This window comes from Bradyrhizobium canariense (assembly GCF_019402665.1).
Lineage (GTDB): Bacteria > Pseudomonadota > Alphaproteobacteria > Rhizobiales > Xanthobacteraceae > Bradyrhizobium > Bradyrhizobium canariense.
This window is the reverse complement of record NZ_VSST01000003.1, coordinates 38,160-51,527: the sequence shown is the minus strand read 5'-3', so window position 1 is coordinate 51,527 and position 13,368 is coordinate 38,160. Positions and strand designations below refer to the sequence as shown.

Genomic DNA, 13,368 nt, shown 5'->3' with positions numbered 1-13,368 from the left:
ATGAAAGGTCCGCTTCCATGATCAAGCTCTATTGGTCGCCCCGCTCGCGCTCATTCACGACGCTCTGGCTGATGGAAGAGAGTGGCCTGCCGTATGAGCGCGTGCTGACCGACATTTCGACCGGTGCGCAGAAGGCTCCGGACTATCTAAAGGTCAATCCGATGGGCAAGGTTCCGGCGCTGACCGACGGCGATGCCGCGCTCGGCGAGGCCGCCGCCATCTGCGCCTACATTGCCGATCGCTATCCCGAGACCAGGCTGGCCCCAGCCGTGACGGACCCGCGCCGTGCGCGTTACCTGCAATGGCTGTTCTTCTCGACGGGCTGCATCGAACCCGCCATCATCCAGATCTTCACCAAGATCGAGATCCCGACATCGACCGCGGCCTGGGGCAGCGCGACGCAGGTCTTCGACGTGCTGGAAGCCGCACTCGCGAAGGGTCCGTGGATTCTCGGCGAGGAATTTTCGGCCGCCGACATCACGATCGGATCGGGCCTGAACTTTGCGGTGCGCCTATTCAAGATGGTGCCGTCGCGCCCGGCCTTCGACGTCTACATCGCGCGCTGCATGGCGAGGCCGGCGTTCCAGCGCGCGGAGAAGATCGCGGCCGGTTAGTCCTGCGTCTTCATATCATCCGGCCTCGGCATCAGGACGATGTTGTAGCCGCTATCGACATAGTGGATCTCGCCGGTCACGCCGCCGGAGAGATCCGACAACAGATACAGCGCCGAGCCGCCGAGCTCGTCGAGCGTGACGCCGCGGCGGAGCGGGGAATGCTTTTGCATGAAGGCGAACATCGCGCGCGCCTCGCCGATGCCGGAGCCGGCGAGCGTGCGGATCGGGCCGGCGGAGATCGCGTTGACGCGGATGCCGCGCGGTCCGAAGTCGGAGGCGAGATAGCGCACCGAGGCTTCCAGCGCCGCCTTGGCCACGCCCATCACGTTGTAGTTCGGCATCGCGCGTTCCGAAGCGCCGAAGGTCAGCGTGATCATGCTGCCGCCCTCCGTCATCAGCTCGGCGGCGCGTTTTGCCACTTCCGTGAAGGAGAAGCAGGAGATCACCATGGTGCGCGAAAAATTCTCGCGGCTGGTGTCGGCGTAGCGGCCCTTGAGCTCGTTCTTGTCGGCGAAGCCGATCGCGTGGATGACGAAGTCGAGCTTGCCCCATTTTTCGCGGAGCACATCGAACGTGGCATCGACGCTGGCGATGTCCTCGACGTCGCAGGGCAGCACCATGTCGACGCCAAGCTGCTCGGCCAACGGCTTGACGCGCTTGCCTAGCGCCTCGCCCTGGAAGGTGAAGGCGAGCTCGGCGCCATGGGCATGCAGCGTCTTCGCCATGCCCCAGGCGATCGAATGATCATTGGCGATGCCCATGATCAGACCGCGCTTGCCTTTCATTAATTCCTGCATCGTTTCGATCGCTTTCCGCTTTCGTCATGCCCGGGCTTGTCCCGGGCATCCACGCCCTTCGAAGCCGGAGGCCAAGACGTGAGCAAAGACGTGGATGGCCGGGACAAGCCCGGCCATGACGAGAAAATTACCAGCGCGTCCGCAAGGACCTCACGCATCCAGCCGGCTGAACACCAGCGTGGCGTTGGTGCCGCCGAAGCCGAAGGAGTTCGACAGCACGGTGCCGATCTTGACGTTGTCGATGCGCTTGCGCACGATCGGCATGTCGGCGAACGCGGGGTCGAGCTCCTGGATGTGGGCGCTCTCGCAGATGAAACCATTGTTCATCATCAGCAGCGAATAGATCGCTTCCTGCACGCCGGTTGCGCCCAGGGAGTGGCCGGTCAGCGCCTTGGTCGCCGAGATCGGCGGGCACTTCTCGCCGCTTCCGAACACCCTGCGGAGCGCGTCGATCTCCGGCGGATCGCCGGCCGGCGTCGATGTCGCGTGCGGATTGATGTAGTCGACCTTGGTCTTCACGGTCGACATCGCCATGCGCATGCAGCGCTCGGCACCCTCGCCTGATGGTGCGACCATGTCGTAGCCGTCGGACGTCGCGCCGTAGCCGACGATCTCGCCGTAAATGCGCGCGCCGCGCGCCTTGGCATGCTCGAGCTCTTCCAGCACCAGCACGCCGGCGCCGCCAGCAATCACGAAGCCGTCGCGGTTGACGTCGTAGGGACGCGAGGCCGTGGAGGGCGTGTCGTTGTACTTCGAGGACATCGCGCCCATGGCGTCGAACAGCACCGACAGCGACCAGTCCAGCTCCTCGCAGCCGCCAGCGAAGATGACGTCCTGCTTGCCGATCTGGATCGTCTCATAGGCGTTGCCGACGCAATGGTTCGACGTCGCGCAGGCCGACGAGATCGAATAGTTCACGCCCTTGATCTTGAACCAGGTTGCAAGCGTCGCGGAGGCCGTGGAGGACATCGCCTTCGGCACTGCAAACGGCCCGACGCGCTTCGGTCCCTTGGTGCGGGTGATGTCGGCGGCCTCGACGATGGTGCGCGCGGACGGACCGCCGGATCCCATGATGATGCCGGTGCGAATATTGGAAATTTCGTCAGGCGAAAGACCGGAATCCTGGATCGCCTGTTCCATCGCGACGTGATTCCACGCCGCGCCCTGACCGAGGAAACGCATGGCGCGGCGGTCGACCACCGTCGAGGGATCGAGCGTCGGCGCACCCTGCACCTGCGAACGGAAGCCGAGCTCGGCATATTTCTCAGCCCGCGAAATGCCCGACTTCGCCTCGTGAAGGCTCGCAAGCACTTCCTGGGTGTTGTTTCCGATGGAAGAGACAATGCCCATCCCGGTGACCACAACCCGCCTCATGACAGCCTCGCCTCAATCGTTATCTTCGTGGTGATGCGCTCAGCCCAGGCTCGTGCCCTGCTTGAACAGGCCGACCTTCAAATCCTTCGCGCGATAGATAATCTGGTCATCGACCGAAAGCCATCCGTCGGCGATACCGAGCACCAGCTTTGAACGCATCACGCGCTTGATATCGATGTTGTACACAACCTTGCGGGCCTCCGGCAGCACCTGGCCGCTGAACTTCAGCTCGTTCAGGCCAAGCGCGCGACCGCGACCTTCACCGCCGCTCCAGCCCAGATAAAAGCCGACCATTTGCCACAGCGCATCGAGGCCGAGGCAGCCGGGCATCACCGGATCGTTCTTGAAGTGGCAGCCGAAGAACCAGAGGTCGGGCTTCACGTCGAGTTCGGCACGCACTACCCCCTTGCCGAATTCGCCGCCGGTCTCGCTGATGTCCGAAATGCGGTCGAACATGAGCATCGGCGGCAGCGGCAATTGCGCATTGCCAGGGCCGAACATCTCGCCGCGGGCACATGCCAGCAGATCTTCATATTCGTAACCGTTGCGCCTGTTCAGCATGCGGAAGCCTTTGTGTTCTAACCCCGACTGAGCGGCGTTTCCGGCGAAAATGGGCCCCATCCTGTTCGAAAAGCAACAGCTGTTGCCATTGTCACACGAGAATAACGAAGGACCCCGGATGGATAGCGAACGGCCTTCAATGCCGGGTCGCGCCAAAATCGGTTAAGCGGAACCGCGGGCTCTCTAACACAGGCCATTTCGGGTAGCAAAGCGCTCTCATGAAGGTAAAATGACGGGCCGCCGGGCCGGTTCCCGCGCTAATTAGAACCACTCTAGTTGCGAGAAACTTGCATCTGCATCTATCTCTCCATATATGTTGGAGATCACAGTGTTCACGCGTGCCCGAAGCTGGAAATGAACGAAAATAACGCGCCCCATCGCGACGAAGAGGCCCATGCGGCGGCTCTTATGTCCGGCCGCCAGCCGGCTTTGACCGGTTGCCCGTGGCACGACGTCAACGAAATGCTCCAGTCCGCAGGGCTTCGCCCGACGCGCCAGCGCATGGCGCTCGGCTGGCTCCTGTTCGGCAAGGGTGCACGTCACCTCACGGCTGAAATGCTTTACGAGGAAGCGACGCTGGCCAAGGTGCCGGTCTCACTGGCGACCGTCTACAACACGCTGAACCAGCTCACCGACGCCGGTCTGCTGCGTCAGGTCAGCGTCGACGGCACCAAGACCTATTTCGACACCAACGTAACGACCCACCATCACTATTATCTCGAGAACAGCCACGAGCTGGTCGACATCGAGGATCCGCATCTGGCGCTGTCCAAGATGCCGGAGGTGCCCGCGGGTTACGAGATCGCCCGCATCGACATGGTCGTACGGCTGCGCAAGAAGCGCTGAGCTTTAATCCTTCGCCGGGACGACAACCAGGTCAGTTCACCTGCTCGTCCGAGTAGACGCCCCAGAGGCGCTCCTGCTGAATCCAGCCGTCAAAGCCGTTGCCGGTGACGTGGCACCAGTTTGTGGTGCACTTTTTCACCTGCGTGACGACGCCGGCCTGGAGCTTTGCGGCCACCGCGCTGTCGGGATCGGCGCGGTCATAGATCGGCGCAAGCTCGTCCTTGTGCTTCATCGTGACGACGGCGGTACGGCGGCCCGACAGCAGCGAGTGATAGACCCAGCCCTCGGCGCCCTCGGAATCGCGGACCCGGCGCCAGTTCTCGAACTCGGCGGTGATTTCGACCGGCAGGCCGGAGCGGGTGTAGACCCAGGCGACGTCGTTGTCCTTGGTCGGGCCGGCGCGGACGTTGACGTGATCCGATTTCAGGCTGACGTAGCGCGGCACCGGGAGGCCCGAGGCAGTCTGGGGTATGCTGTCCTTTGCCGAATGCCCCGGGCTGACCGAAGCGCTCAACCAGGTGCAAACGAGCGCCATCACCGAACAAAAACGCCCCAACGCCATCAACCCGTCTCCTGTCGAAGGTCCGGCCGAGCCGGGCCCTCGCCCCAAAATTCCAAAACCAGGCCGCTGCCGCCCCTGTAACCCGCCCATGCGGGTGTTCCCGAGCCCTTTACCCGGTGGTTCTTGTCTTGGCCCGGCCTTCTGCTAGAGAGGACGGACATCTGAACAACCGGTTTGTCCCGATCTTCCGGCCGGAAATGTCGGGAGAGCTTGAAGGAAACGCCGGGGACGACACGGCAGTTGCAGTGTCGAACAACCGGGTTAATGAGGCCTCAACGGCCGGCCTTTGGCGACAGAGGCGGCTCGCAACGCCTCATGAGGGCAGGACATGTCGGTGAAGAAAAAGCCCCTCGTCGTGGTGACGCGCAAGCTTCCGGACTCGATCGAGACCCGGATGCGCGAGCTATTCGACGCGCGGATCAATCTCGACGACGCGCCGATGTCGCCCGAGCAGATCGCGGAAGCCGCCCGCACGGCCGATGTGCTGGTTCCGACCGTGACCGATCACATCTCCGCCGACATCGTCAACCAGCCCGACTGCAGGCTGAAACTGATCGCGAATTTCGGCAACGGCGTCGACAACATCGATGTCGAGGCCGCGCATGCCCGCGGCATCACCGTCACCAACACACCGAAGGTTCTGACCGAAGACACCGCCGACATGACCATGGCACTGATCCTCGCCGTGCCTAGGCGGATGATCGAAGGCGCCTCGATCCTGACGGAAGGAAAACCCTGGCCGGGCTGGTCGCCGACCTGGATGCTCGGCCATCGCATCGGCGGAAAGCGCCTCGGCATCATCGGCATGGGCCGCATCGGCCAGGCGGTCGCACGCCGCGCCCGCGCCTTCGGCTTGCAGATCCACTATCACAACCGCCGGCCGGTGGCGCCGAAGATCGCCGAAGAGCTGGGCGCGACCTATTGGGAAAGCCTCGACCAGATGCTGGCTCGAATGGACATCATCTCGGTGAACTGTCCGCACACGCCGGCGACCTACCATCTGCTGTCGGCGCGCCGGCTGAAGCTGATCCGCAAGGACGCCTACATCGTCAACACCGCGCGCGGCGGGGTCACTGACGAGGACACGCTGATCAAGCTGATCGAAGGCGGCGAGATCGGCGGCGCCGGCCTCGACGTCTACGAGCACGAGCCCGCGGTGAACCCGAAGCTGGTGCGGCTCGCCAAGGCCGGCAAGGTGACGCTGCTGCCGCATATGGGCTCGGCCACGATCGAGGGCCGCGTCGAGATGGGCGAGAAGGTGATCATCAACATCCGCACCTTCCTCGACGCGCACAAGCCGCCGGATCGCGTGCTGCCGAGCATGCTCTGAGTTCAACTTTCTGCGCGATAAGCTCTCCTGCCTCATCCTGAGGAGACCGCGTAGCGGTCGTCTCGAAGGATTGCCGCAGGCGAGATCCAGGCCTTCATGGTTCGAGACGCGCGTTCCGCGCTCCTCACCATGAGGGTCTGCTATCCTCGGGCGTTTCGCTTGCGCCCGTCGGCGACGAAATCGATGAAGGCCCGCAGCGCCGGCGGCGTCTGGCGCCGGCTTGGATAGTACAGGAACGGTCCGGAAAACGGCTCGCACCAGTCTTCAAGCAGTCTGACCAGCGCGCCCGACTTCAGGGCTTCGCCGACGTAACCATCAAGCGTCGCCCAGATGCCGGCTCCGTCGAGCGCCGCGCGCATGGAGAGGCCCATGTTGGTCGAGATCAGCTTTGCCGGCGGGTCGACTTTCACCAGCTGACCGGCCTTCTCGAACTCCAGATCATGCATGACACCGCTGGAGTAGCGGGCGCGGATGCAATCGTGGTCGAGTAGATCCTTCGGATGCTCAGGCTTGCCGCGGCGTGCGAGGTAATCGGGCGAAGCGACCACGACATAGCTCTGCGGGCCGCTCAGCGGGATCGCCACCATGTCCTGCGCGAGATGCTCGCCATAACGCACGCCGGCATCGAAGCCCGCGCTGACGATATCGACGAACCCGCTCTCGGAGACGATGTCGAGGTCGACCTGCGGATAGGCCTTGAGGAACGGCCCGACCATCGGCGCCAGCACGAGATCGACCGCAGGCGGCGGCGCGTTGATGCGCAGCCGGCCCGAGGCCACCTCGCGCAGGCCCCGGACCTGATCCAGGGCGTCGCCGACATCGCGCAGCGCCGGCGCCACGCGCGACAGCAGCAACTCACCCGCCTCGGTCAGGGCGACGCTACGGGTCGTGCGGTTCATCAGGCGGACGCCGAGGCGCTCCTCCAGGTCCCGCAATCGCTGGCTAAGGCTCGACACCGACACGCGAATATCGATCGCCGCACGCCGGAAATTGCGGGTGCGGGCGACCGCCACGAAGACGTCGAGATCACGCAGGTCGGGCTCGCGCATTGTTCGCCACTGTGAACAAGCCATTCTCGATTGTCCAGCTTATCGGCGTAATCGATCAGGCGCATATCTGGCCTCGTCACGCGGCGCAGTCACCGCCTTTTCGAGGAGAGCCATCATGGAACAGCGCAAACTCGGTTCAACCGGCCCCACCGTCTCAAGCCTCGGCCTCGGCTGCATGGGCATGTCCGAGGTCTACGGCCCCGCCGATCGCGGCGAGAGCATCGCCACGATCCACGCGGCGCTGGATGCCGGCATCACCCTGGTCGACACCGGCGATTTCTACGCCATGGGCCACAATGAAATGCTGGTGCGCGAAGCGCTCAAGGACGTGCCGCGCGACAGGGTGCAGATCAGCGTCAAGTTCGGTGCGCTGCGCGGTCCTGCCGGCGAATTCACCGGCATGGACACGAGGCCGGCCGCAACGAGGAACTTCCTGGCCTATTCACTGCAGCGGCTCGGCACCGACTACATCGACATCTACCGTCCGGCGCGGCTCGATCCCAACATTCCGATCGAGGAAACCATCGGCGGCATCGCCGATCTCGTGAAGGCCGGCTACATCAAACATATCGGCCTGTCCGAGGTCGGCTCCGACACCATCCGCCGCGCGCATGCCGTGCACCCGATCGCCGATCTCCAGATCGAATATTCCCTGATCGAGCGTGGCATCGAACGCGACATCCTGACGACCTGCCGCGAGCTCGGCATCGGCATCACGGCTTACGGCGTGTTGGCGCGCGGCCTCATCAGCGGTCATTGGTCGAAGGACTCCGGCAAGGCAGGCAAGGATTACCGGCTGATGACGCCGCGCTTCCAGGGATCGAATCTCGAGGTCAATCTGGCTCTGGTGGAGCAGCTGCGCACCATCGCCGCCGAGATTGGCGCGACGCCGGCACAGGTCGCGATCGCCTGGGTGGCGGCGCAAGGGAAGGAGATCGTGCCGCTGGTCGGCGCCCGCACCCGTAACCGCCTCAGCGAGGCACTTGGTGCGGCCGAGGTCACGCTGACGCCGGCTCATCTCGCGGTGCTGGCAAAGGCCTTCCCGCCCGATGTCGCCGCCGGTACGCGTTACGCGGCCGAGCAGATGGCGCATCTCGACAGCGAGAAGCCGGCCACGGCGTAGCGGCTGCGATCAGGTGCGATGGGCGCTGAGATCGGTGATCACAGGCCCATCGCCATTGAGCGGATTGGCCGGATCGCGCGCGTAACGCAGCGTCTCGAAGCGCATCGCGCGCGCATCGATCATGAGGAGACGGCCAACCAGGCCGTCGCCAAAGCCGACGATCTCGCGGATCGCCTCCAGCGCCATCATCGAGCCCATCACGCCCGCGAGCGCGCCCATGACGCCGGCTTCGGCGCAGGCCGGCACGGTCCCGGGCGGCGGCGCCTCCGGGAACAGGCAGCGATAGGTCGGATTGAATTCGCCCTGCTCGTTCTTCTCATGCGCACGGATGGTGGTCAGCGAGCCATCGAAGGTGCCGAGCGCCGCCGTGATCAGCGGCCTCTTGGCGAAGAAGCAGGCGTCCGAGGCCAGATAGCGGGTCGAGAAATTGTCGGAGCCGTCAAGCACGAGGTCATAGTCGCCGATCAGCGCCAGCGCATTGTCGGCATTGAGCCAGGTGGCGTGGCCGACGAAGCGGACATGCGGATTGAGCGCCGTGATCCGTTCGGCCGCGCTCTCGACCTTGTGCCGGCCGATATCGGGCGTGGTGTGAATGACCTGGCGCTGGAGGTTCGACAGCGACACCACATCGTCATCGACCACGCCGAGCGTACCGATGCCGGCGGCCGCAAGATACATCAACGCGGGCGCACCGAGCCCGCCGGCGCCGATCACCAGCACGGAGGCCCGCTTCAGCGCAGCCTGGCCGGGACCACCGACATCGCGCAGCACGATATGGCGGGCATAGCGTTCGAGTTCGTCCGGGCTCAGCATCGTCCTACGCCTCTCCTACTACGCTCTCGCTGTCGATCCTCATGGTGAGGAGCGCGGAACGCGCGTCTCGAACCATGCAGGCCCTGCTATCGCCGCGGGCGATCCTTCGAGACGCGGCCTTGAGGCCGCTCCTCAGGATGAGGGCCTGAGTCCACGGCTTCTATCGCCGGCCTGAACCACCGCAACATTGTTCGCGACCAACGAGATGTGCTTCAATGGCATTGCGTTCAATGGGCTGGCTGGATTTGTCATGAGATCGATGCTTGCGGCAACACTGATGTTTGCGGCTGCGACAGGCGCGAACGCCCAGATGACGACACCGCAGATGCCCGGCACCAAGCCGAAGCCGGTCCAGACCGTTCCGATCCGGCCTCCTGCATTGCAGACGCCGGCTGCGACGGCCGATGCCATGGCGCAGGCGGAGCGGCTGTCGCTGCAGTCCGACCTTGCCTGGGTTGGCCAGTACAACGGCGCCATCACCGGTGACGTCAGCGCGCGCCTGGTCGAGGCGATCAAGGAGTACCAGAAAGCCAAGGGCGGCAAGCCGACCGGCGTACTCAATCCGCAGGAACGCGCCGCGCTCGCCGAGACGGCGCGGCGGAAGCAGGACAGCGTCGGCTGGAAGATCGTTACGGAAATGACCAGCGGCGCGCGGCTTGGCATTCCCTCAAAGCTGGTGCCGCAGCAGGCGACCGACGCCAACGGCTCGAAATGGACCTCGCCCAATGGCACGGTGCAGGTGCTGCTCAGCCGCCGCAAGGAGGCGAGCCCGACCACAGCCAAGCTTGCCGAAGCGGAGAAGAAGGAGCCGGGTCGCAAGGTCGACTACACCGTGGTCAAGCCCGACTTCTTCGTGCTGTCGGGTCTGCAGGGCCTGAAGAAATTTTACATGCGCGGCACTTCTCGGGGTGATGAAGTCCGCATCATGACGATCCTCTACGATCAGGCGACCGAGAACACGGTCGAGCCGGTCGTGATCGCGATGTCGAGCGCGTTCAACGCGTTTCCGTCAGGGCCGCAAGCCGGGCCGCCGCCGCGCAAGACCGTCGAGTATGGCACCGGTCTCGTCGTCAGCGACGATGGCGCGATCGTCACCGACCGCCTCGTCACCGATTCCTGTCTCGCGATCACGATCGCCGGCTATGGCAGCGCCGACCGGCTCGCCGAGGACCGGGAACACGACCTCGCGCTGCTGCATATCTACGGTGCCCGCGGCCTGAAGCCCTTCAGCCTCGCCGCCGGCGCGGCAAAGACGAGTATCGATGTCATCGGTATCGCTGATCCGCAGAGCCAGGGCGGAGCCGCCGGTGTGTCAAGCCTCAAGGCTGCGCTGGCATCTGTCGGTGGCGGCGATTCCCCGCTCTCACCGCCGCCGGCTGTCGGCTTCTCCGGCAGCCCCGCCATCGACGGCGACGGCAAATTCGGCGGCATCGCGCTGTTGAAGCCGGCGATGGTCGCAGGACCCGCGACAGCGGTGCCGGCGTCGCAGGCGGTGATGGTCTCCGCGGAGACGGTGCGTGATTTCCTGAAAGCGAATGGTGTCGCGGCGAACGGCACGTCCACAGATGCGACAGCCGCCGTTGTGCGCGTGATCTGCGTGCGCAAGTAACTCTCGTGTCACGGGCGCGGTGCGGCATGAGATGCCGCTGCGCTGTGTCCGGGGCACGCGATCAACTCGTCAGCGCACACAGCACACGTACGAGTACGGGTCCAGTAATGGTACGGATTCGCTGGAATTCCCGATTCCGCCATCATCGTGACTGCTGATTCGGACCTCCGCGATCCCCTTTGGATCGGGCCGGCACGTCCTGAGCGAGAAGAGCTCAGCATCGAGATCGATGCACGTTCGCGTGGCGCTTCCCTGACCCGAGCACTCCAAAGGATCTTCAATGCACACGATCGTACTGGCCACCCAAAAGGGCGGCAGCGGCAAGAGCACGCTCGCCATCGGCCTCGCGCTGGCAGCCAAGCAGGCCGGCTTCACCGTTCGCCTCATCGAAACCGACCCGCAGGGCACACTGTCCAACTGGCAGCGCCGCCGCACCACCGACGATCTCGTCGTCGAGCCGATCTATCACGCCGCCGACATCGAGCCGCGCCTGAAGATGCTGGCCGACAGCGGCCTCCAGCTCGCGATCGTCGATACCGCCGCCGGCCTCAGCGCCGCGACCACCGCCGCGATCCGCCATTCTGATCTCTGCCTGATCCCGGCCCGCCCGAGCGTCGCCGACATCGAGGCGACCGTTTCGACGCTGAGCGTCGCGCGTGCCTGGAAGCGGCCTTACAGCTTCGTCCTGAACCAGACTCCGATCCGCGGTCAGCGCATCGACAATGCCGCCAACACCCTCGCCGAGGAAGCAGCGCTCGATCTCGCCGAGGTGCTCGCGCGCCCGCTGATCGGGATGCGCAACGACCACCAGGACTCGCTCGCGAGCGGCCTTGCGGTGAGCGAATTCGCGCCGAACGGCAAGTCGACCGAGGAGATCCGCGGCCTCTGGCATTGGATCGAGACCCGGCTCGAGCTCGCCGCCACCACCAATGTCCTGATCAACCAGGTCATCGCGGCCGCGGACGGAATGTTGCACGTGGCCGCCGAGCTAGCGGCCGACGAGACCACGACACTGGCGTCCTGAGCGGGGCAATCGCTCAGACGCCAGCCGGCCCTTCACCATCCGGAAGGGCCCCAGCGACGGAGCAATCCGGCCACCAGCCCGGCTGGATTGCTTCGCTTCGCGTTTTTGAGAGGACTCCATCCATCGGCATTGCGAGCACAACGAATTCGCTTTCGTAGCCTGGATGGATCGCACCATCGCGCCCCTTTGGCTCAATCTAACGCACATTGCCTTTATCGCGCAGCCAGGCTTCACGCCGCACGATCCATTTCTCTGCTTTCGACTGTCCGCCGTGATGCGCGAGCTCGACGAAGCCGACGAACTCTGCACCGGTCTTCTGCTTGACCCGGCGTGAGGCCTCGTTGGTGGCCGCGTTGCAGACGTAGAAATGATCGAGGCCCAGTGTAATGAAGGCGAAGTCGTTCACCGCGGCGACCGCTTCCGTCATCAACCCGCGGCGCCAGTAAGGCTCGGCCAGCCAAAAGCCGCGATGGCCTTTCAGGCCTTCGGCACGGGGCCGGAAATGAATGTTTCCAATCGCCTCATCATCGCCGCCCTTCAGCACCAGCACCCAGAGATAAATCTCCTCTCCGGCTGAGACCTTGTCGAACTGCAGCTGGACGAAAGCTTCTGCGCCATCGGCTGGATACGGCCAGGGTACGACGGTGGAGAGATGCCGAATGATATTCCAGTTGTCGAAATGGCGCTGGATCGCCGGCGCGTCGGATAGCGCGAGCGGACGCAGGATCAGCCGTTCGGTTTCAAGTTGCGGCGTCTGCATGAGCAGCTATTTCTGACATTTCGGACACCAGAAGGTCGACCGGCCGTTCTGCGTGAAACGCTTGACGATGCCGCCGCATCGCGGCGTGGTGCATTTCTCGCCCTCGCGGTCATAGACCTTGAACGAGTGCTGGAAATAGCCGAGCTCGCCCGAGGTCTGGCGGTGGTCGCGCAATGACGATCCGCCGGCTTTGATCGCATCGTTCAGCACGGTGTGGATCGCGCCGACCAATCGCTTTGCGTGGTCCGTCGTCTCGCCCTTCTTGGTCGAGAGTGTCGCCGCGATCCGGCGCGGCGACAGATGCGAGCGATGCAGGGCTTCGCAGACATAGATATTACCGAGCCCGGCGACCACGCGCTGATCGAGCAACGCGGCTTTCAGGCTCGTGGTCTTGCCTGCGCAGGATCGCGCCAGCATCGCAGCGTCGAATTCGTTGCCGAGCGGCTCGGGGCCGAGCCCGCGCAGCAGTGGCTCGTCGTCGAGCGCACTGCGCGCGATCACTTTCATGTAACCGAAGCGGCGCGGATCGTTGAAGATGATGTCGGCGCCGGAGGACATCCGAAACAGCACGTGATCGTGCGTGGAGTCCTTGGCTCGCGGATAGTGAAACTCGCCGGGCGCTACCTCGTTGTCCGGCTTGATGACGCGAAACGAGCCCGACATGCCCAGATGCATCAACAGCACGTCGCCGGAGGCGAGATCGGCGATGAGATATTTTGCACGGCGGCCGAGCCCCGTGACGACCTGCCCCTTCAGTCGGGCCACGAAATCCGGCTGGAAGGGAAAGCGCAAATCGGGCCTGCGGGCCTCCGCGACCAGGATTTTTGCGCCCTCCATGACAGGCTGAAGGCCGCGGCGGACGGTCTCGACTTCGGGCAATTCGGGCATGGTCAGGCATTCACCTTA

The 13,368-nt window shown here is 64.3% G+C and carries 14 protein-coding genes; 6 read left to right on the top strand and 8 right to left on the bottom strand.

Annotated elements, in window-relative coordinates; all coding sequences use genetic code 11:
- The first annotated feature begins 17 nt into the window (after nucleotides 1-17).
- Complete coding sequence (locus tag FXB41_RS01310; RefSeq protein ID WP_219678851.1) at nucleotides 18-614, top strand: glutathione S-transferase family protein; 597 nt, start codon at nucleotides 18-20, stop codon at nucleotides 612-614.
- On the opposite strand, the gene fabI is transcribed toward FXB41_RS01310, so the two are convergent.
- The 3 genes from fabI to fabA form a co-directional block, all read right to left on the bottom strand.
- Nucleotides 611-1,411 carry an enoyl-ACP reductase FabI gene (gene fabI / locus FXB41_RS01305; RefSeq protein WP_219678848.1) on the bottom strand — a complete coding sequence of 267 codons (801 nt, stop codon included), beginning with the start codon at nucleotides 1,409-1,411 and terminating at the stop codon, nucleotides 611-613. The genes FXB41_RS01310 and fabI overlap by 4 nt on opposite strands.
- Before the next feature lie 150 nt (nucleotides 1,412-1,561).
- Nucleotides 1,562-2,785, bottom strand: coding sequence for a beta-ketoacyl-ACP synthase I (gene fabB, locus FXB41_RS01300; protein WP_219678846.1), 1,224 nt, complete (start codon nucleotides 2,783-2,785; stop codon nucleotides 1,562-1,564).
- Between the two features lie 39 nt (nucleotides 2,786-2,824).
- The gene (fabA, locus tag FXB41_RS01295; RefSeq protein ID WP_007598355.1) at nucleotides 2,825-3,346 is read right to left on the bottom strand and encodes a bifunctional 3-hydroxydecanoyl-ACP dehydratase/trans-2-decenoyl-ACP isomerase; all 522 of its coding nucleotides are present in this window, start codon (nucleotides 3,344-3,346) and stop codon (nucleotides 2,825-2,827) included.
- A 354-nt stretch (nucleotides 3,347-3,700) separates the two neighbouring features.
- Between fabA and irrA the strand changes: the two genes are divergently transcribed.
- Nucleotides 3,701-4,192 (top strand): iron response transcriptional regulator IrrA, encoded by a 492-nt coding sequence (gene irrA, locus FXB41_RS01290; RefSeq protein WP_018455787.1) that lies wholly within the window; start codon nucleotides 3,701-3,703, stop codon nucleotides 4,190-4,192.
- A 31-nt stretch (nucleotides 4,193-4,223) separates the two neighbouring features.
- Here irrA and FXB41_RS01285 read toward each other — a convergent pair whose 3' ends face one another.
- Entirely contained in the window at nucleotides 4,224-4,754 is a 531-nt protein-coding gene (locus tag FXB41_RS01285) for an SH3 domain-containing protein (protein ID WP_219678843.1), read from the bottom strand.
- A gap of 328 nt (nucleotides 4,755-5,082) precedes the next feature.
- On the opposite strand from FXB41_RS01285, the gene FXB41_RS01280 reads away from it, so the two are divergent.
- On the top strand, nucleotides 5,083-6,084 hold the full coding sequence (locus FXB41_RS01280) for a 2-hydroxyacid dehydrogenase (RefSeq protein WP_007598360.1): 1,002 nt from the start codon (nucleotides 5,083-5,085) through the stop codon (nucleotides 6,082-6,084).
- A gap of 140 nt (nucleotides 6,085-6,224) precedes the next feature.
- On the opposite strand, the gene FXB41_RS01275 is transcribed toward FXB41_RS01280, so the two are convergent.
- Nucleotides 6,225-7,133 carry a LysR family transcriptional regulator gene (locus FXB41_RS01275; RefSeq protein WP_219678841.1) on the bottom strand — a complete coding sequence of 303 codons (909 nt, stop codon included), beginning with the start codon at nucleotides 7,131-7,133 and terminating at the stop codon, nucleotides 6,225-6,227.
- Nucleotides 7,134-7,248: 115 nt separating this feature from the next.
- On the opposite strand from FXB41_RS01275, the gene FXB41_RS01270 reads away from it, so the two are divergent.
- A complete protein-coding gene (locus FXB41_RS01270) occupies nucleotides 7,249-8,256 on the top strand; it encodes an aldo/keto reductase (protein ID WP_007598364.1) in 1,008 nt (335 codons plus the stop codon).
- Nucleotides 8,257-8,265: 9 nt separating this feature from the next.
- On the opposite strand, the gene FXB41_RS01265 is transcribed toward FXB41_RS01270, so the two are convergent.
- Nucleotides 8,266-9,069: a HesA/MoeB/ThiF family protein gene (locus tag FXB41_RS01265; RefSeq protein ID WP_007598366.1), complete on the bottom strand. Its 804-nt coding sequence runs from the start codon at nucleotides 9,067-9,069 to the stop codon at nucleotides 8,266-8,268.
- Nucleotides 9,070-9,319: 250 nt separating this feature from the next.
- Here FXB41_RS01265 and FXB41_RS01260 point away from each other — a divergent pair, with 250 nt between their 5' ends.
- Both FXB41_RS01260 and FXB41_RS01255 read left to right on the top strand, forming a co-directional pair.
- Nucleotides 9,320-10,678, top strand: coding sequence for a serine protease (locus FXB41_RS01260; protein WP_219678839.1), 1,359 nt, complete (start codon nucleotides 9,320-9,322; stop codon nucleotides 10,676-10,678).
- A gap of 280 nt (nucleotides 10,679-10,958) precedes the next feature.
- Nucleotides 10,959-11,702: a nucleotide-binding protein gene (locus FXB41_RS01255; protein ID WP_219678836.1), complete on the top strand. Its 744-nt coding sequence runs from the start codon at nucleotides 10,959-10,961 to the stop codon at nucleotides 11,700-11,702.
- Nucleotides 11,703-11,898: 196 nt separating this feature from the next.
- Here FXB41_RS01255 and FXB41_RS01250 read toward each other — a convergent pair whose 3' ends face one another.
- Nucleotides 11,899-12,462, bottom strand: coding sequence for a GNAT family N-acetyltransferase (locus FXB41_RS01250; protein WP_219678834.1), 564 nt, complete (start codon nucleotides 12,460-12,462; stop codon nucleotides 11,899-11,901).
- Between the two features lie 6 nt (nucleotides 12,463-12,468).
- The gene (gene mutM, locus FXB41_RS01245; RefSeq protein WP_219678832.1) at nucleotides 12,469-13,350 is read right to left on the bottom strand and encodes a bifunctional DNA-formamidopyrimidine glycosylase/DNA-(apurinic or apyrimidinic site) lyase; all 882 of its coding nucleotides are present in this window, start codon (nucleotides 13,348-13,350) and stop codon (nucleotides 12,469-12,471) included.
- Between the last annotated feature and the right edge of the window lie 18 nt (nucleotides 13,351-13,368).

Coding starts and splice junctions, on each gene's coding strand:
- fabB (WP_219678846.1), bottom strand. CDS start 2,785: ATGAGGCGGGTTGTGGTCACCGGGATGGGCATTGTCTCTTCCATCGGA.
- mutM (WP_219678832.1), bottom strand. CDS start 13,350: ATGCCCGAATTGCCCGAAGTCGAGACCGTCCGCCGCGGCCTTCAGCCT.
- fabI (WP_219678848.1), bottom strand. CDS start 1,411: ATGCAGGAATTAATGAAAGGCAAGCGCGGTCTGATCATGGGCATCGCC.
- fabA (WP_007598355.1), bottom strand. CDS start 3,346: ATGCTGAACAGGCGCAACGGTTACGAATATGAAGATCTGCTGGCATGT.
- FXB41_RS01270 (WP_007598364.1), top strand. CDS start 7,249: ATGGAACAGCGCAAACTCGGTTCAACCGGCCCCACCGTCTCAAGCCTC.
- FXB41_RS01310 (WP_219678851.1), top strand. CDS start 18: ATGATCAAGCTCTATTGGTCGCCCCGCTCGCGCTCATTCACGACGCTC.
- FXB41_RS01285 (WP_219678843.1), bottom strand. CDS start 4,754: ATGGCGTTGGGGCGTTTTTGTTCGGTGATGGCGCTCGTTTGCACCTGG.
- FXB41_RS01255 (WP_219678836.1), top strand. CDS start 10,959: ATGCACACGATCGTACTGGCCACCCAAAAGGGCGGCAGCGGCAAGAGC.
- FXB41_RS01275 (WP_219678841.1), bottom strand. CDS start 7,133: ATGCGCGAGCCCGACCTGCGTGATCTCGACGTCTTCGTGGCGGTCGCC.
- irrA (WP_018455787.1), top strand. CDS start 3,701: ATGAACGAAAATAACGCGCCCCATCGCGACGAAGAGGCCCATGCGGCG.
- FXB41_RS01260 (WP_219678839.1), top strand. CDS start 9,320: ATGAGATCGATGCTTGCGGCAACACTGATGTTTGCGGCTGCGACAGGC.
- FXB41_RS01250 (WP_219678834.1), bottom strand. CDS start 12,462: ATGCAGACGCCGCAACTTGAAACCGAACGGCTGATCCTGCGTCCGCTC.
- FXB41_RS01265 (WP_007598366.1), bottom strand. CDS start 9,069: ATGCTGAGCCCGGACGAACTCGAACGCTATGCCCGCCATATCGTGCTG.
- FXB41_RS01280 (WP_007598360.1), top strand. CDS start 5,083: ATGTCGGTGAAGAAAAAGCCCCTCGTCGTGGTGACGCGCAAGCTTCCG.